The organism is Kribbella sp. NPDC005582, from assembly GCF_040605415.1.
In the GTDB taxonomy this organism is placed as follows: Bacteria; Actinomycetota; Actinomycetes; order Propionibacteriales; family Kribbellaceae; genus Kribbella.
The window spans coordinates 728,771-746,811 of record NZ_JBEXCU010000003.1 but is presented as its reverse complement, the minus strand read 5'-3'; the positions used below and the strand labels follow the sequence as shown (position 1 = coordinate 746,811).

Below are 18,041 nucleotides of genomic sequence, written 5' to 3'. Positions count from 1 at the left end.
CCCCAACTGCCTCGCCTTCGACGTCGCCGGGTCCTGGTTGTCCTCCGTCGAGCACAGCCTCCAGAACACCAGTCGGCCGATCCCGCCGCGTCAGCCGCCTGCGCCTCCATGCCAAGAATCTCGTCGAATGCCGTCCCCCGAAGGCTCACGTCGCGTTTCGCCAGACCTCCCCCGCCGGCTCACCAGTTCGACGGCGGGTCGCTGGCGGGGAACGAGTCGTCGCCCCAGACGTCGACGATGTCTCGCCGCGGTCGCGGAGGCGACATCGGTGGGATGGTGCCTGTGCGCCAGGGTTGCCGAGAGGGGTCCGACTCTTTGCGGAGCTGGCAACGTAGGCAGAGACCGGTCATCGGGACAGCGTGCAGCCGGTCCTCGGGGATGGCGCGACCGCACTGTTGGCAGTCTCCGAAGCGACCGATCGCGAGCCGGAAGAGAGCCGCATCGATGTCCGCCAGCGCAACTCTGGCCGCTCTCGTCAGCGTCGCTGTCACCTCGGCCAGAGCATCGCCGGAGCCGGCCTTCGCGTCGTAGGCGAGCTGAGTCAGCTGATCAAGGCGGAATTGCCGCTGCTGCTCCAACTCCTGGCGATACCACTGCAGGTCGACCGGAGCCGCGTCGTACAGTGCCGCCTGATCCAGGTCGGTCATCGAAACCTCCTCGTCAGCACGGATCGTTCAGATCCGGTCAGTTCCAACGATGCCGACTCGTCCAGGGGTGGACCAGGTACCTGATCGGCGAACGCCGCGCTTGATCGTTGCCATGTATCGGCAATCTCGACGACGCGGGTGACCTTGGTTCTCTCCATCACGACAGACATCAAGGCTGCCGCCGATCGGTGGTCGATCGTCCGACGGGGACGTGAGATTGTTTGGCCAATGCTTCTTGCTTGAGGCGGTACTCGCGTGCAGCGACTCGGATCGTCATGATGACGACCGTCACCCCGAGCACCATCAAAAGCACCATGTCGCTTCCACCCGGTGCCGTCATGTTCAGTACTCCTCTTCAGGAGTGGCCCGGACCGGCGGGATGATGACGACCGGAACAGTGGCCTCCTGCGCGACCCGCCGGCTGACCGACCCCAGCAGCAGGCCGGCGACCCCGCCCCGGCCGCGTGATCCGACGACGAGCAGGGAGCCGTTCCGTGCGACTCCGAGCAGAGTCGATGCGGTGGCACCTTGGACAAGCCAGGGCTGGGGTTCGCTCACGAGTCCGGTGACGTCGACCGCCGCAAGGCTTTCGGTCAGCGTCCGCCGGGCCGACTCTTCGATCACGGCCGGGTCGTCGAGGACCGGCGCGTACGGCGACATCAGGGCCGCCGTGGGTTGCTGCCACGCGTGGACGACGATCAGGCCGGCACCGCGCAACCTGGCCTCGGCGACCGCCCATTCGAGGGCCTGCCGAGCAGTCTCGCTTCCGTCGACCCCGACAACGATCCGCTCCATCTCATCCCTCCTCAGGAGTTGTTCCTGCGCGGTCCACGCGCTTCCTGGCCGAGGCGCGCTCCTGCGCCCGGTAGGCAAGCCCGATACCTCCGACGCAGATCACGGGCACTACCACCGCGACAGCGATCAGCAGAGCCAGCTCAAAGGTGCTGAACGACAACGTGTTCACCCTTCCTCTTTCTCACTTTCGACACAATTGATGTAGCGTAAATCTGTACACTTCCGTTCCCGGCAGACTGGACCCCATGCCCCACACCACCAGCCACCGCGGCCGCCCACGGCTCGAGTCGACCGACCAGCGCATCTTCCAGGCCGCGCGCGAACTGCTCCGCCTGAAGGGACCAGCCGCGGTGAACATCGATTCCGTCGCAGCCCGCTCCGGCGTCGCCCGGACGACGATCTACCGCCGCCACCGCAGCCGGGACGAGTTGCTGCAAGCCATCCTGGAGCACCTCATCGACCCGGGCCCGCTCGCGCCGGACCTTCCGGTCGAGGAGAAGTTGCGATGGGTCATGGACCAGATCAGCGAGATTCTGGAGAACCGGCTCGGACCGGGCGCCACCGCCGCGATCATCGCCGACAGCGACCCCGAGTTCACGGCGGCCGTCCGGTCACGGTTAGCCGGCCGCTTGAGCTCGCTCGCCGACCTGATGAACGTCGACATCAAGGCCGGGCTGCTGCAGCCGACGACCGATCCCGACACGGTCCTCGGCGTACTGGTCGGCGCCTACCTCGCGGAGGTTCTCAGATTCGGCTCGCCGCGCGCGGGCTGGACGGACCGCGCCGTAGCGCTTCTGGCTCCAGCGGTCGTCAACAACTGAGCCACGGGACCTGCCACTCAAGAACGCCTGCCCGCGCCAGACCTCGGGCTTGTCCCGGTACGCGCGCGCAGCGACCCGGACCATCACAAACACCACGCTCGCACCGAGGAGCAGCAGCAGCACCGCTTCAGTCGCGCTCGAGATCGTCATACCCACATCCCTTTCTCTCGTATGATCCCTGCATTTTTCGATACATGCAGTGTAGCGTAAATGATCGCGGATCTATTCCCGCACGATCGGGTCAGGCCTGGTTCAGAGGTTGCTCTCGGTCGCAGGGAAGCCGTCAGGCAATGGGGCGGCCGGCCCTGCATCTGCGCCGGCGGGTGAATCACAGTTCAACCCGAGGGTGTAGGCGGCCATCGAGATCGATCCGGCGGCGTGCCCGTCGACCAAGAGATCGAACGGCTCACCGTCGGCGAGCCCGGCAGCGTAGAGCAGCGGCAGAAAATGGTCCGGCGTGGGCACCGCGCGGCCGAAATCAGGGTGGGCATCCAAGGCCGCCACCTCCGCCGGCGAGCCCTCGAGCAGTTCGCGGGCGGCCTCGTCGAACCGCAGTGCCCAGTCGTACCCCGAGTCCGGTTTGCGGTAATCGACGGCGCGCAGATTGTGGACGATGTTGCCGCTGCCGACGATCAGCACGCCCTCGTCGCGCAGCGGGCTCAGTTTACGGCCGAGTTCGAGGTGGTGATCGAAGTTCTTGAACGCATTGAGGGACAGTTGGACGACCGGGATCGACGCATCCGGGAAAGCATGGAGCAGTACTGACCAGGTGCCGTGGTCGATTCCCCAACTGTCGATGTCCTGTCCCACCCATCTGGGTTTGCAGACGTCCGCCACCAGTTCTGCGACCTCCGGCGCTCCCGGCGCCGGGTACTGCACATCGAACAATTCCTGTGGGAATCCGTAGAAGTCGTGGATGGTGCGCGGCCGGGGCATGGCAGTGACCGCGGTCGCATTCGTGTACCAGTGCGCCGAGACGACCAGGATCGCGCGGGGCCGGGGCACCGCGGCGCCGAATGCCCGCCACGCCTGAGTGTAGCGGTTCGTCTGCAGCGCGTTCATCGGATTGCCATGACCGAGGAAGGCAACGGGCATGCGGGTCTGGTCCACGGTCATCTCCCGTCTCGATCCAACCGACTTTACGCCGGTCGCAGCACGCCCGGAATAGATCCCACAAGTTTTTCGCTACAGTCACTGTATCGCAAAGCTTCGGAGCCAGGGTGCCCGATGCACAGCTGCCTTTCCGAACAGGAGGGCAGGACCCAACGGATCGTGGAGGACCTGATGGTTGACAGTTCGACTCAGCAGCGCGGATCTATCGGCAGCGTGACCCAGCTCGGCGTCCCGGACGAGGTGGACGTGGCAATCGTCGGCACGGGCGGGGCCGGGCTGATGGCGGCCCTCACCGCTGCGAAAGAGGGAGCTCGGGTCGTCGTCGTGGAGTCCCGGGAACTCGTTGGCGGCGCCACCGGTATCTCCGCGGGCGCGGCCTGGATCCCGAACCATGGCTTCGCCACCGCGGACCTCAAGGTGACCGACGACCTGGACCAGGCCCGGCGCTACATCTATGGCGAGGGCCGGGACAAGATCCTCGACCACGACATGGTGGAGCAGTTCCTGCGCACCGGCCCCGAGGTTGCCCGGTATATCGAAGAACACACCGCCTTCGGATGGATCCCGACGATCTGGCCCGACTACCGCTCCGACATCGACGGCGCGTCCGTCGGACGAGCTCTCTTTCCCGGCCCCTACTCCCCCGCCGGACTCGGTGGAGCCGCCAAGTACGTGCGACCGGCGCTCACGACGGGCATGGCGAAGAACCCGCTCCCATTCTGGCTGCTGGGCGGCATCGGCATCGAGGACGTCTGGCTCGCAGGCCCAGCCCTGGTCGGAGCTCTGCTCGAGGCCGGCCTGCGTCATGGAGTCGACGTTCGCGTCGAGGCGCCCGCGGTCCGGCTCATGACGGACGGGCCGGCCGTGCAAGGGATCGTGATCCGGTCCGACGGCGTCGAACACACTGTGCGCGCCACCAAGGGCGTCATCCTGGCCAGCGGTGGGTTCGAGAGCTCGCCCGAAGTCACCACGACCTACCTCGGCGCGCCCCTCGGCGTGCAGGTTTCGCCCGAAGGCCACGACGGCATCGCGATGCAGTTGGCTCAGGAGGTGGGCGCCGACCTGACCGGGGTGGAGGACGCGTGGTGGATGCCGGGCGTCCAGCTACCCGGTGAGGAACTGGAGGGTCGCCCGCTCAGTCGAGTGTTCCTGGGTGAGCGCGCGCTGCCACACAGCATCATGGTGAACAGCAAGGGTGAGCGCTTCGCGAACGAAGCGCTTCCGTACGACCAACTCGGCAAGATCATGCGTGAACTCGACAGTGAGACCGGCACAATGCCGAACGCCACGGCCTGGCTGATCTTCGACCAGACCTACTGGACGAAATTCGGGATCTTCGGCGTCCCACCCGGCGGAGACGTGCCCGACTACCTCCACCGTGCCGGAACCCTCTCGGAACTCGCCGCCGAGATCGGCGTCGACGAGGCAGGGCTGCTTCGCACCGTCGACCGCTTCAACCCCGAGGCGGCAAACGCTCGGGATCCGCAGTTCAATCGCGGTGACACGGTGTTCGACCGCTACTTCGGTGCCTTCTACCCCAGGCTGGGCAAGTACTCGCCCGACGCGCGGTTCCCCGCCGCCACCGCGAAGGTACGGACGCGCATCGCCGCGGCGATTGGACCGATCGTCAGCAAGCTCGCCGGACGAGTGGCGACGAAGGACGATCCCGACCGCGTGCGTTCGATCCTGGTCGGGCCGCTAGCGAGAATCATCCGGCCCGTGCTGAACAGCCCGAAGTCGAGCGTGCTTGGCCCCGTGGAAACTGCGCCGTACTACGCGCTCAAGGTCGAGGCCAGCGCGCTCGGCACCGTAGGCGGCCCGAAGACCGACGCGCTGGGGCGCGCCCTCGACACCACCGGAAACGTCATTCCTGGCCTGTACGCCGCTGGCAACGCGGGTGGTGCACCTACGAAGGGTTTCTACGGAGGCGCCGGCGGCACGATCTCACTGGGCCTCGTTTTCGGCCACCTCGCGGGACGGGAAGCCGCGCGGCGAAAGCACGAGGTCCAATCCGTGGGCTGACGAGAACGTTGATGTGCGGGCCGCCTCCGGAGTCGAACTCTTCGCGAGTGTCGCGCAGTGAGCCGAGTCCCACGGTGCGGGTGTGCAGTACCTCAAGGTCCAACCGATCTGTAGCGACAGGTCGCATGGCGTCGACGAAGTCCTCGTGGTTGTAGGCCAGCGACCCGACGATTGTCAGTTCACGGCTCTTCCAATCGGCGTAGATGACCGTGGACTGCACCGTGGGTAGCCGAGCGGGGCGAGAGCACGTAGACCGGGATCGCAGCGCATCGGAAGCAACGAGGTGGGCGAAGCCAAGCATCTTGGCGATATCGCGCCGGCGGTCGCCGCCCTTCGAGTGCTTCTCGGGCAGGAACCGAGGGAAGAATATCTTCACCCCGGCCAGGCGGTGCAGCGGGCCGGACGGGCCAACTAGTTTGAGACTCGCCGCCGAACCGGGATAATCCGTTGGAACGCGCCGACACCAACGGCCTCTTGCCGGACATAGATACTGACCGATCGGCGGCCGCGCACCCTGCGGCACACCAACCGTCAGCTGAGCGACTCGATGACACCGGCAGGCGAATCCATTGCCTTCGACAATCAAAGGACCCCTACGAGCAAGCCACCCTCCGCACCAGAGACGACCGATGAGCAGCCTCGGCCGCCGGCGAGGACCGTCCAGGAATCATGAATGGAGGACCGGCACCTGGGCCAAGGTCGGGCCCGACCTTTCGCTGCCGTTCCGGGATCTCCGCCTCGGCGCGACCTATGTCGGCGAGGTAGTCGCCTTCCTCGCCTTCGGCATCGCGTGGCTTGCCTCCAGCAAGGATCTGGAGCCCGGGACCTTCTCCCAACGCGTCGGCCGGATGGTGAAGTCTGCTGCCGGGACTCTCGGCATTCCGCAGAAGACGTGACCGCCAGCTCAAGACCGATCAGCCGAGCCTCGCTCTGCGGTGCCTGTCAACCATGGGAGTAGTGCGGATTGTCCACTGTGGGCGGATGAACCAGCTGTCGTACTGGGCCAGGGTTAGAGGTCCAAGCTGCGGGATTGGTGCTGGCGGCAACCTTCGCCGTACTGGCCGGGGTGGAGGTGGGTGTGGTGGTAGCGTCGGCGAGGGACGGAGCTGGGGATGGGGGCGGTGGCCTTGATGGGAGCGCGGCGGTGGGGAATCGGCAGGGTCGACCTGCTGCTGACCGCGGCGCTGCTGGTGCTGCCGGCGGCTGCCGTCCTTCTCCTGCCACGGCAGTGGCTCGCCGACAAGCACCTCGACGCTCTCGGGTTCGCCCTGATCGTCCTGGCGACCCTGCCGGTTCTCGTCCGGCGCCGTTACCCGATCCAGGCGCTGCTCTGCTGCGTGGCCGTCCAGATGGTCTACCACGCCTTGAACTACACCCACGACATCATGCTGCCGGTCGCGGTCGTTCTCATCTACACGGTCTCTCTGACCACCTCCCGCACCTCAACGCTGGCGCTGGTCGGAATTAGCGTCGCCGCAGTGCTGGTGAGCGCGAGCGTTCCTCAGGACGGATCGATCGGCGCGGAGATGATCAGCCCGCTCGGCTGGTTCGCGGTCGCTGCCGTCGGTGGTCAGGCGATGCGTCTGCACCGCGCTCTGCTGACGGAAACGAGCGAGCGCCGGGTCGCCGAGGAGCGGCTGCGGATCGCGCGTGACCTGCATGACGTGCTGGCGCACCACATCGTCGTGATCAACTCGCATGCCGGTGTGGCCGCTCATCTGCTCGACGAGCGCACCGACGATCCGACGCTCGCGCCGATCTCGCAGTCGCTGCACACAGTGGCTGACGCGAGCAGCGGCGTACTGGCCGAACTGCGAACCACCCTTGACGTCCTCCGCGGCAACGAGGTCGACGCGGAGCGGCACCCGACGCCGGACCTCGCCGGCCTGGCCCGGCTCGTAGCGGTCACCACCGCACTCGGAGTACAGGTCGAGCTGCGAATCATTGGCACCAGCCGGCCGCTGCCGGCAGCCGTCGAGATCACCCTCTACCGGATCGTTCAGGAGGCCCTGACCAACGTGGTGAAGCATGCGCACGCTCGACAGGCGCTGGTGCACCTCGAGTACGACGCCGACGAGGTTCGCGTCGAGGTCACCGATGACGGGCTGGGCGGGTCCGACAGCGGCAGCACAGCCGGCTACGGCATCGCGGGGATGAACGAACGGGCGCAATCCGTCGGCGGTCAGCTGGTCACCGGCGACGGCCGGTACGGCGGATTCCGGGTCGCCGCGACCGTACCTACTTCGGGCGCCCGATGATCAGGGTGGTGCTGGCCGACGACCAGGAGCTGGTCCGGAGCGCCTTCGCGATGCTCGTTCGCTCCGCACCGGACATGGACGTCGTCGGTGAAGCTGCCGACGGCGACGAGGCGGTCCAGTTGGTCCGGTCGACCCGCGCCGACGTCGTGGTGATGGACATCCGGATGCCGGGGACGGACGGGATCACCGCCACCGGCACGATCGCGGCCGACGAGGATCTGAGCGGCGTACGGGTGCTGATCCTGACCACGTTCGAGAGCGATCACAACGTGGTGGCGGCGTTGCGTGCGGGAGCGAGCGGGTTCCTTGTCAAAGACACCAAACCCGCGCAGCTGCTGAACGCCATCCGCACCGTGGCCGCCGGCGAGGCGCTGTTGTCGCCGGGCGCAACCCAGGCACTGATCGAAAGAGTGCTGAAACAACCCGAACCGGCAGGCCCGGCACCCGGCGTACTGGCCACGCTGACCAAGCGGGAACGCGAGGTACTGACGCTGATCGGCCGCGGCCTGAGCAACAGCGAACTCGCCGAACACCTGGTGATCAGTCCGCTCACCGCGAAGACCTACGTGAGCCGGTTGCTGACCAAGCTGGACGCCCGCGACCGGGCCCAACTGGTGATCGCCGCCTACGAATCCGGCCTCGTCCGCACCTCCGGCTAAGGAGGCTCCCTTTAGCGGTGCCGGTTGGCACGCGCAGGGGTGTTGCTGGTACGCGCAGGATCGCGGGAAGCGTCGTGGACGTGACTGGGCTCAGGCGTGTCTTTTGGCATGGAGGACTCAGATCTTCTTCGTCGCCGGGAGGCCGTCATGCCGGGCAGGTCCAGTTTGTTGTCTCGAGATCGTGTTGTGGGCTGTGTGCTTGCTTTGCTTGGAGGGTTGCTGGTCGGCGTCGCACCGATGCCGGCTGCCTCCGCGACCGTGTCGACGGTGTTGGGCGAAGCACAGGCTCGGGATGTTGCCGCTAGGACGGGGCGGCAGGTTGAGGTTGGCGCGCTGACCACCGAGACCGGGCAGGTGTTTGCCAATCCGGATGGTTCGTTCACGCGGCACGAGTCGGCGTTGCCGGTTCGGGTACGGCGGTCGCCCGGGTGGGTGCCGGTGGACATGACGTTGCGGGTCGGTACGGACGGGACAGTGGAACCGACTGCCGGTCCGCTTGAGCTCTCGTTCTCCGGGGGCGGCGAGACGCCTTTGGTGCGGCTTCGCCGGGACGGGCGTGAACTGGCTGTCGGGTGGCCGGGCAAACTCCCCCAGCCGGTGTTGTCCGGCGACACGGCGACGTACCGGGAGGTCTTTCCCGGTGTCGACTTGGTGCTGACCGCCTCGACTGCCGGCCTGTCGCAGGTCCTGGTGGTCAAGAATGCGGTGGCGGCGACGAATCCGGCGCTCACCAAACTGCCGTATCGCCTTACCACCAAGGGTTTGGCGGTTCGTTCCACGGCGGCGGGTTTGACCGCGACGGACCCGGACGGCGAGGTCGTGTTCAGTGGGCCCGCGCCGTACATGTGGGATTCGTCCGGGCGCGGCTCCGCCGTACAGCCTGGCGGCCGGGTGACCGCGGTCGGTGCCCGGGTCGCCGGGGATCAGTTGTCGCTGGTGCCTGATCGGACGTTGCTGACCGCCAAGACGACGCGGTTCCCCGTCTATATCGACCCGTCGTGGTCCGGCGCCAAGCAGGCCTGGACGCAGGTGTGGAGCAACTACCCGACCACATCGTTCTTCAACGGCGCGAACCTCGGTACGTCGGAGAAGGTGGCCCGGGTCGGCTATGACGGCGAGGACAAGAAGCGCACCCGCTCGTTCTTCCAGTTCGACACCAGCGGTGTGAAGTACAAGCACATCCTCAAGGCCACCCTGCAGACCTTCTCGAACTGGTCGTGGTCCTGCACGGCACGCGAAGTGCAGGTGTGGGCGACCAACCCGATCTCCTCCGCGACGACGTGGAAGAACCAGCCGACCTGGGCGTACCAGATGGAGAAGAAGAGCTTCGCGAAGGGCTTCTCGTCGTCGAGTTGTCCGGCCGGCGGCGTGGAGTTCAACGTGACCAGCCAGATCACCAACGCCGCGGCCAACGGCTGGTCCAACGTCACGCAGGGACTTCGGTCGTCGACGACGGCGGAGAGCAAGAGCGATGCGAACTCGTGGCGGAAGTTCGCCAACAACCCGAGCGTCACCATCGACTACAACACGATTCCCGACAGCCCGGCGAACCTCACCACCGAAGGATCGGCGTCGTGTGTGACGGGTTCCGATCGGCCGGTCGTGTCCACGGTGACGCCGACGCTGCGAGCGACTCTGCACGATGTGGACAACTCCGTGCAGGCCCACTTCGAGTGGTGGACAGCCGACGGTACGGCGCCTGCCGGGGAGTACCTCTCGCCGGTCGTCGCAGGTGCGACGCCGACGATCGTGGCGACCTCTGTTCCGTCGGGTGCCTTCGGCAACGGTGTGGTCGGCAAGTGGCGGGTGCGCGCCGAGGACGGTATCGACTTCAGCGCATGGAGTCCGTGGTGTGAGTTCGCCGTGGACGACGCGGCGCCTGAGGCACCCACGGCGGTGTCGTCGGGCTTCCCGGACAACGGGACTGGCAACGCGGTGATGGGGACGAGCCTGCCGGTAACGTTCGGCGCGAACGGCGAGTCCGACGTGGTCAGGTACGAGTACACCCTGAACGGGACCTCGACAGCACTGGACCTGACCGCGACGCCGTCGCAGGCGGGTGGCGAGGTGACGATTTCGGTGCTGCCGGACCGGTACGTGAACTGGGTGCACGTCCGCTCGGTCGATGCCGCAGGCAACCGTTCCGCCGTGGTGACGGCGGTGTTCTACGCCCGCCCCGCGCCGGGCCCGGTCGCGGACTGGGGGCTGGACGAGACCGGTGACGGCACAGTGGCGGTCGACTCCGCACCGGGCAGACACAGCGCCACCCTGGGTGGCGGCACGTCCTGGGGCGACGGCAGGCAAGGCGGTGCCCTGACACTCAACGGCACCACCGGGTACGCCGCCACGACCGGGCCGGTGGCCGACACGCTGAACTCGTTGTCCGTCTCGGGCTGGGTGCGGCTGACCGACATCTCGCACAACGCCGTGGTCGCCACCCAGGTCGGGAGCCAGGCCGGCGCCTTCACGTTGTCCTACTCGAGCTCCTCCCGGCGATGGATCTTCCAACGCACCTCGGCCGACGTCGCCTCGCCGACGTACACCAAGGCGATCTCCACCACGGTGCCCGCGGCCGACGGCAGGTGGGTGCACCTGACCGGTGTGTACGACGCGCCGAACGCCCAGATCCGGCTGTACGTCAACGGCGTTCTCGAGGCGACGACGGCGTACACCACGCCCTGGAGCGCGACCGGCTCGTTCCAGATCGGGCGGTCGAAGGTCAACGGCGCCTACGGCGAGTACTGGCCGGGTGATCTGGACCAACTGCAGGTGTACAACCGGGTGCTGCTGCCGGGCGAGATCCAGCAGGTGGCCCGGCGCGACGGTCATTGGCTGATGGACGAGAGCTCCGGTACGACGGCCGCCGACGCCACCGGGGCGCATCCGGCCACGTGGTCGGCCGGCGTGTCACGCGTGACCGGCAAGACCGGCAACGCGGTGCAGCTGAACGGCACCACCGGCGTACTGACAGCGTCGGGGCCGGCTGTTCGCACCGACGGCAGCTTCACGGTCGCCGCCTGGGTGAAGCCGTCCGCGGTCGGCAAGAACGAAGTAGTGATCAGTCAGGACGGCTCGCAGGTGAGTGGTTTCCGGCTGGGATACGGCTGGGACGACCTGTACGGCGGCTATCGCTGGTCGGTGACGATGCCGGTCGCGGACTCGGCGTCGGCGGAGGTGCACACGGCGGTCGGCCCGTTCGACGAGCCAGTCGCTGGTGAGTGGACGCACGTCGCCGGTGTGTACGACGCGAAGGACCAGACGTTGCGGCTGTACGTGGGTGGCCAGTTCGTGGCCGAGACCTACCACCGCAGTGCATGGCACGCGGCCGGGGCGACTCGTTTCGGAGCGGGCTGGACATCGGCGTCCGGCCTCCGTGACTTCTTCACCGGCGCCATCGACGACGTACAGCTGTACTCCGGTGTGCTCACGGACCAGCAGATCGCCGACCTCTACTTGCCGTCCCAGCTGTGACCCAACCGCCCCATACTGCACCGTTTATTGAGAGGAGTGGCGCCATGCTGGTGCCGTTCACCGGAATAGTCACGGCCATAGCGCTCGCTGCCGGCAGCCTGGTCGCCGTGCAACCCGCGCAGGCCGATGTCCGTACGTCGGACGCATGGCGGCCGAAGGCGCAGACCGAGTTCTCGGTCCCTGGGCGCGATGACGCGCCGAGGGCGCGTCTGGCCGATCCGAAGGCCGCGTCCGTACTGCGCCAACCACCACAAGTGAGTCGACCGGAGCCGGGTGCGGCGGAGGTGTCGCTCCCTGGCGACGGCACCATGACGCGGGCCGGCGGGTTGCCGGTTCGCGTCGGCGCGGCCCGGGTTCAGGGCGTTGCGTCGGCGCGCGTGAACCAGGTGCGCGTTCAGGTACACGACCGTGAGGCTGCCGCCAAGGTCGGCGCCTCGGGAATGCTGTTCACCGTCGGCCGCAGCGATTCGGTGGCGAGCAGCGGCCAGGTGAAGGTGGAGGTGGACTACTCGGCGTTCCGTTCGGCGTACGGCGGTGACTGGGCGAGCCGGCTGCGGCTCGTGCGACTGCCGGCGTGTGCGTTGACCACACCCGACAAAGCCGGATGCTCGGACGGGCAGGTGCTGAAGTCCAGTGCGACCGGCGACAACCGGATCGCTACCGAGATCGCCGCGTCGAGTCAGGAGACGGTGCTGGCATTGTCGTCGGCACCGGCGGGCAGCGCCGGGAGCTACAAGCCGACCGCGTTGTCGGCCTCGGCGTCGTGGAACGCGGGCGGCTCGTCGGGCGCGTTCACGTGGGGTTACCCGATGGACAGCCCGGAGAGTCTGGGTGGCCCGGAGCCGGACCTGGATCTGGGCTATTCGTCGGGTGACATCGATGGCCGGGTCGCGTCGACGAACAACCAGTCGTCGTGGGTCGGTGAGGGCTGGGGCCTGGACGAGGGGTTCGTCGAGCGGCGGTACACGTCGTGCGCCGATGAGGTGACGACGACGCCGAAGCCCTACGACCTCTGCTGGGAGACCGACAACGCCTACCTGGTGCTGGGCGGGACCGCTTCCGAACTGGTCCATGACGACGCCACCGGTACCTGGAAACTGCGGGAGGACGACGGTTCGAGGCTGGAACGGCTGACCGGTGGAGTGAACGGCGACAACGACGGTGAGCACTGGCGGCTGACGTCGCGCGACGGCACGCAGTACTACTTCGGGCTGAACCGGCTGCCCGGCTGGGCCGCGGGCAACGAGGAGACCGGTTCGGTCTGGACCGCGCCGGTGTTCGGCAACGACACGGCTGAGCCGTGCCACGGGTCGACGTTCGCGACGTCGTACTGCACGCAGGCGTGGCGCTGGAACCTGGACTACGTGGTCGATCCGAACGGCAACGCCATGTCGTACTTCTACGGCAGCGAGACGAACTACTACGGCCGGAACCTGACCGCGACCGCCGGCACCCAGTACGTGCGCGGCGGCTACCTGAAGCGGGTCGACTACGGCCAGCGGTCCACCTCGATGTACTCGGCGCCGGCTCCGATGCGGGTGTCGTTCACAGTGGACGAGCGCTGCGCGGCCGGCGCGACCTGCGGCACCGGCGACATCACGTCGGCCAATGCCGCGAACTGGCCGGACGTGCCGTACGACCAGAACTGTTCGGCGGGTGCGAAGTGCACGGGGCTGTACTCGCCGACGTTCTGGACGCGCAAGCGGTTGACGACGGTGACAACGCAGCTGTGGGTGTCCGGGACGACGTACCGGGATGTGATGTCGTGGGCGCTGGGCTACGAGTTCCGCGACCCTGGTGACGGAACCTCGCCGGCGTTGTGGCTCGCGTCGATCACTGCGACCGGCAAGGTCGGCGGCACGGCGTCGCTTCCTTCGGTGTCGTTCCGGGGCGTGCAGCTGGCCAACCGGGTGGACGCCGCGGAAGGGATTCCGCCGATGTACAAGTGGCGGTTGACCGACGTGTACGACGAGGCCGGCGGACACACCCACGTGAACTACTCGGCGACGGAATGTACGGCGGATTCGTTGCCGACTCCTGCTCAGAACACCAAGCGGTGTTTCCCGCAGTACTGGCAGGCCGACGAGTCGACGTCGTTGACGCAGGACTGGTTCCACAAGTACGTGCCGGTCACGGTGCTGGAAGACGACCAGGCCGGCGTGGCCGGGACCGAGCGCACCGACTACGAGTACGTCGGCGGCGGTGCGTGGCACTACGACGACAACGAGCTGACCCCGGTGAAGTACCGCACGTGGGGACAGTGGCGCGGCTTCGCCCGGGTCCGGGAGCTCCACGGCAACCCCGGGGAGACCCGCTCGCAGGAGGAGACCCTCTACCTGCGCGGCATGGACGGCGACAAGCTCCCGAACGGCGGCACCCGCGCGGTGACCGTCACTGACTCCCTCGGCGGCACGATTGCCGATCACCCCGCGCTGGCCGGGTTCGAACGTGAGTCCCTGACCTACACCGAGGCGGGCGGCAGCGTGCTGGAGGGCGAGATCACGGACCCGTTGATCTCCTCCCCCACCGCCACCCAGGTCACCCGCAACGGCACACTCAAGGCCTACAGGGTCGACAAGGCCGCCGAACGGTCCCGCGAAGCGCTGTCGGCCGGTGGCTGGCGTAACACAGAGACCCGCACCAAGTACGACGACTACGGGCTCGAGATCGAGGAGAACGACCTCGGCGACACCGCCAAGACCGGCGACGAGGAATGCACCCGCACCACGTACGCCCGCAACACCTCGTTGTGGCTGATCGATTTCGAGGCCCGCGAGCAGACCGTGTCCGTGGCCTGCACCGCGACACCGTCGTACCCGGCGGACGCGGTGTCGGACGACCTGACCTACTACGACGGGTCCACCACTCTGGGTGCGGCGCCGACCAAGGGTGACGAGACCCTCAGCAAGGAACTCGCCTCCTACTCGGGCACCACGCCGGTCTACACCCAGGAAGGACGCACGGTCTACGACTCCTACGGCCGGCCGATCGAGACCTACGACCAGCTGGACCGCAAGTCGTCGGCCGTCTATGCCCCGGCCAGTGGCGCGGCCGTCACCACCATCACCGTGACCAACCCGGCCGGACATGTCACCACGACGACCGTCGAGCCCGCATTCGGTCAGTCGATCGCCGAGGTCGACCAGAACCAGCGGCGTACCGACCTGACGCGGGACCCGCTCGGCCGGCTCACCGCGGTGTGGCTGCCGGACCGGTCCAAGGCGGCCGGAAAGACCCCGAACACCAAGTACTCCTACCTGATCCGCCAGGACGCGCCGTCGGTGATCACCACCGAGGAGGTCCGCGACGACGGCACCTACGAGGCCGGCTACGACCTGTTCGACGGGCAGCTGCGCGAGCGGCAGACCCAGGATCCCGCGCCGGACGGCGGCCGGGTCGTGACCGACAAGTTCTACGACTCACGCGGTCTGGAGGTGAAGTCCAACGGCTCGTACTGGAACAACGGCACCGCCGGTACGACGTTGCTGACCGGGGTGACCGACGCCGCCGTACCCGGCCAGGACCTGACCGTCTACGACGGCGCCGAACGCGAAACGGTGGAGATCTTCCGTTCGCACGCGATCGAGAAGTGGCGCACCACCACGACGTACGGCGGCGACCGCATCAGCGTGGACCCGCCGGACGGCCAGACCGCCACCACGTCCATCACCGATGCCGACGATGCTGAGGTGGAGCTGCGTCAGTACACCGGGGGCTCGCCGACCGGTTCCTACGACGCGACCACCTACACCTACAACAACCGCGGCGACATGGTCGCCACGACCGACCCGGCGGGCAACACCTGGAACACGGTCTACGACCTGCGCGGCCGTGTCACCCAACGGGAAGACCCTGACACCGGAACGAGCAAGTTCACCTACGACAACGCCGGCCAGCTGCTCACCAGCACCGACGCACGCGGCACCACGCTCGCCTACACCTACGACGCTCTGGGCCGCCGTACCGGCATGTACGACGGGTCCACCTCCGGCACCAAACGCGCCCAGTGGACCTACGACACGCTCGTCTCGGGCACAACCGTCAACGGTCAGCTCGCGACGTCGACCCGCTTCGTCAACGGCAAGGCCTACACCAAGTCGGTCGACGCTTACGACATCCGGTACCGGCCGCTGACCAAGACCGTCACGATTCCCACGTCCGAGGGCGCCTTGGCCGGGTCGTACAAGACCAACTCCGGCTACACCGCCACCGGGCTTCCGTCGCTGATGTCCTACCCGGCAGCGGGTGGGCTCGCGGCGGAGACGCTGCGGTACGGCTACGACGCGGCCGGCCGGTTGCAGACCGCGAGCAGTGGTCTCGGCGCGATGCTCACCGCGGCGACCTACACGCCGTACGACGAAGTCTCCCAGTCGACCCTGTCCGCCGCGGCCGGCAAGCAGCTCGTCCACTCCGCGTTCTACGACGACGCGACCCGGAGCCTGGATCGGGTGCTGGTCGACCGCTCCACTGCCCCGGAACACCTGGCGGACGTGAAGTACACCTACGACCCGACCGGCAACATCACCAAGATCGCCGACACGCCGCAAGACGGTGTGAGTGATGTCCAGTGCTTCAGCTACGACTACCTGCGGCGGCTCACCGAGGCCTGGACCCCTGCTGCCGACTGTGCCGCACAGCCCAGCGCCGGCGCGCTGGCCGGTGCCGCGCCGTACTGGCAGGGCTGGAGCTACGACAAGACCGGCAACCGGCTCAGCGAGACCAACCATGATCCGGTCACTGGTGCGGCCACCACCTCCAACTACACCTATCCAGCCGCCGGAGGAACCCGGCCGCACGCGCTGACCAGCGTGGCCACCGGCACCCGGACGGACAGCTTCACCTACGACGCCGTGGGCAACACCCTCGCGCGCAACGTCGCCGGGAAGGCCCAGACTCTCGACTGGGACGCCGAAGGCAATCTGGCCTCCCTCACCGAGAACGGCCAGGCCACCAGCTACCTGTACGACGCCGACGGTGAGCGGCTCATCGCCCGCGACGCCGACGGCACCACCCTCTACCTCGACAACTCCGAGCTCCACCTCAGCCCCACCAACATCGTGACGGCCACCCGCTCCTACGACCTCGGCGCCGCCGACGCCGTACGGAACGAGTCAGGTCTCACCTTCACCGTCGCCGACCATCACGGGACCAACACCCTTTCGGTCGACGCCGTCGACCTCAGCTCGGAGCAGCGCCGCTTCACTCCCTTCGGCGCTGCCCGCGGCGCCAAGCCCACGACCTGGCCCGACAAACACGGCTACGTCGACGGCGTCGACGATCCCACCGGACTCACCCACCTCGGCGCTCGCGAGTACGACTCTGCCCGCGGACGCTTCATCTCCACCGACCCGATCGCCGACTTCGACAACCCGCAACAGCTGAACGGCTACGCGTACGCCGACAACACCCCGGTCACGGCCAGCGACGCCGACGGCGAATGGCGCGTCCTGCCCGGCGGCCACTACTGCGACGGCTGCGGCGGCTACAAGCACGCGCCCAAGAAAAAGAAGAAGAAGGCCGCGGCCAAGAAGCACTCGAAGGCCAGCCACTACTACTGCGACAGCTGCGACTACCAGCGGTACCTCGCGAAGAAGAAGAAAGAGAAGATCGCGGCGGCCAAGCGGGCCGCCAAGAAGGCCGCGGCCAAGAAGGCGCGCGAGAAGGCGGCCAAGCTCAAGAAGAAGAAGGCCAAGAAAGACGCCAAGAAGCCCAAGAAGAAGGACCACCGCAAGCGGCCGAAGAAAGGTGGATCATCGGTCCTCGGCGGTGAGGTCTACACCTTGGTGAAGGTCGCCGGCACCGGATACGCGATCTGCCGGTTCATCAGGGGCACCCCGGCCAACACCTGCGCCGTCCTCGGCACGGCCCTCGCGAAGGGGAAGACCAGTGGCGGCGGGTGGTACTACGCCTTCTGGTACGTCGGCGCCCGTGGCACCTGGACCCTCTACCGAACCGGCGAGATCTGGAGGAAGGGCGGCATCACCTCGAGGGGGCAACTCGGCAAGATCAAGGGCGAACTCAAGGCCGATCGAACGGCAACCAGACGAGGCGTCGGTCTCTGGATGCTCTACGAGATGCTGAGCGGCGACACCCGTTCTCCCCATCGGCTCGACGGGGAGAAGAAGAAGTGCGGCTGGGCGTGGCGGGCCACGTGGCACAGCCTCTTCAGTACCTGCTGAACATCTGAACGCGTTCCGCGACGGCACCGTCGTAGCCGGAGGAGATTCTCTCCGGCCGCGGCGGTGTCGCCCTGCT

11 protein-coding genes are annotated in these 18,041 nt (G+C 67.4%); 7 read left to right on the top strand and 4 right to left on the bottom strand.

Going from position 1 to position 18,041, the window contains the following annotated elements; translation table 11 throughout:
- Positions 1 to 179: 179 nt before the first annotated feature.
- The 3 genes from ABZS29_RS21135 to ABZS29_RS21125 all read right to left on the bottom strand — a co-directional run bounded on the left by ABZS29_RS21135 (position 180) and on the right by ABZS29_RS21125 (position 1,442).
- Complete coding sequence (locus ABZS29_RS21135) at positions 180 to 647, bottom strand: TraR/DksA C4-type zinc finger protein (protein WP_355463970.1); 468 nt, start codon at positions 645 to 647, stop codon at positions 180 to 182.
- Positions 648 to 816: 169 nt separating this feature from the next.
- Positions 817 to 987, bottom strand: coding sequence for a hypothetical protein (locus ABZS29_RS21130; protein ID WP_355463969.1), 171 nt, complete (start codon positions 985 to 987; stop codon positions 817 to 819).
- Positions 988 to 989: 2 nt separating this feature from the next.
- A complete protein-coding gene (locus tag ABZS29_RS21125; RefSeq protein WP_355463968.1) occupies positions 990 to 1,442 on the bottom strand; it encodes a universal stress protein in 453 nt (150 codons plus the stop codon).
- A gap of 245 nt (positions 1,443 to 1,687) precedes the next feature.
- Here ABZS29_RS21125 and ABZS29_RS21120 point away from each other — a divergent pair, with 245 nt between their 5' ends.
- On the top strand, positions 1,688 to 2,263 hold the full coding sequence (locus tag ABZS29_RS21120) for a helix-turn-helix domain-containing protein (RefSeq protein WP_355463967.1): 576 nt from the start codon (positions 1,688 to 1,690) through the stop codon (positions 2,261 to 2,263).
- Positions 2,264 to 2,515: 252 nt separating this feature from the next.
- On the opposite strand, the gene ygiD is transcribed toward ABZS29_RS21120, so the two are convergent.
- Entirely contained in the window at positions 2,516 to 3,373 is an 858-nt protein-coding gene (ygiD, locus tag ABZS29_RS21115) for a 4,5-DOPA dioxygenase extradiol (RefSeq protein WP_355463966.1), read from the bottom strand.
- Here ygiD and ABZS29_RS21110 point away from each other — a divergent pair.
- The 6 genes from ABZS29_RS21110 to ABZS29_RS21085 all read left to right on the top strand — a co-directional run bounded on the left by ABZS29_RS21110 (position 3,335) and on the right by ABZS29_RS21085 (position 17,965).
- Positions 3,335 to 5,398: an FAD-dependent oxidoreductase gene (locus tag ABZS29_RS21110; RefSeq protein WP_355463965.1), complete on the top strand. Its 2,064-nt coding sequence runs from the start codon at positions 3,335 to 3,337 to the stop codon at positions 5,396 to 5,398. The genes ygiD and ABZS29_RS21110 overlap by 39 nt on opposite strands.
- Positions 5,399 to 6,027: 629 nt before the next feature.
- On the top strand, positions 6,028 to 6,294 hold the full coding sequence (locus ABZS29_RS21105) for a hypothetical protein (protein WP_355463964.1): 267 nt from the start codon (positions 6,028 to 6,030) through the stop codon (positions 6,292 to 6,294).
- Between the two features lie 234 nt (positions 6,295 to 6,528).
- Entirely contained in the window at positions 6,529 to 7,656 is a 1,128-nt protein-coding gene (locus tag ABZS29_RS21100) for a sensor histidine kinase (RefSeq protein WP_355463963.1), read from the top strand.
- Positions 7,653 to 8,315 (top strand): response regulator transcription factor, encoded by a 663-nt coding sequence (locus ABZS29_RS21095; protein ID WP_355463962.1) that lies wholly within the window; start codon positions 7,653 to 7,655, stop codon positions 8,313 to 8,315. Before ABZS29_RS21100 ends, ABZS29_RS21095 begins: the two co-directional genes overlap by 4 nt.
- A 195-nt stretch (positions 8,316 to 8,510) precedes the next feature.
- Positions 8,511 to 11,786, top strand: a complete 3,276-nt coding sequence (locus ABZS29_RS21090; protein WP_355463961.1) for a LamG-like jellyroll fold domain-containing protein — start codon at positions 8,511 to 8,513, stop codon at positions 11,784 to 11,786.
- A gap of 44 nt (positions 11,787 to 11,830) precedes the next feature.
- Complete coding sequence (locus ABZS29_RS21085; protein WP_355463960.1) at positions 11,831 to 17,965, top strand: RHS repeat-associated core domain-containing protein; 6,135 nt, start codon at positions 11,831 to 11,833, stop codon at positions 17,963 to 17,965.
- The last annotated feature ends 76 nt before the right edge of the window (positions 17,966 to 18,041 follow it).

Bases quoted from the DNA above. Each gene is read 5' to 3' on its own strand.
- ABZS29_RS21120 (WP_355463967.1), top strand. From the start codon at position 1,688: ATGCCCCACACCACCAGCCACCGCGGCCGCCCACGGCTCGAGTCGACC.
- ABZS29_RS21105 (WP_355463964.1), top strand. From the start codon at position 6,028: ATGAGCAGCCTCGGCCGCCGGCGAGGACCGTCCAGGAATCATGAATGG.
- ABZS29_RS21085 (WP_355463960.1), top strand. From the start codon at position 11,831: ATGCTGGTGCCGTTCACCGGAATAGTCACGGCCATAGCGCTCGCTGCC.
- ABZS29_RS21110 (WP_355463965.1), top strand. From the start codon at position 3,335: ATGACCGAGGAAGGCAACGGGCATGCGGGTCTGGTCCACGGTCATCTC.
- ABZS29_RS21135 (WP_355463970.1), bottom strand. From the start codon at position 647: ATGACCGACCTGGATCAGGCGGCACTGTACGACGCGGCTCCGGTCGAC.
- ABZS29_RS21125 (WP_355463968.1), bottom strand. From the start codon at position 1,442: ATGGAGCGGATCGTTGTCGGGGTCGACGGAAGCGAGACTGCTCGGCAG.
- ABZS29_RS21130 (WP_355463969.1), bottom strand. From the start codon at position 987: ATGACGGCACCGGGTGGAAGCGACATGGTGCTTTTGATGGTGCTCGGG.
- ABZS29_RS21100 (WP_355463963.1), top strand. From the start codon at position 6,529: ATGGGAGCGCGGCGGTGGGGAATCGGCAGGGTCGACCTGCTGCTGACC.
- ABZS29_RS21095 (WP_355463962.1), top strand. From the start codon at position 7,653: ATGATCAGGGTGGTGCTGGCCGACGACCAGGAGCTGGTCCGGAGCGCC.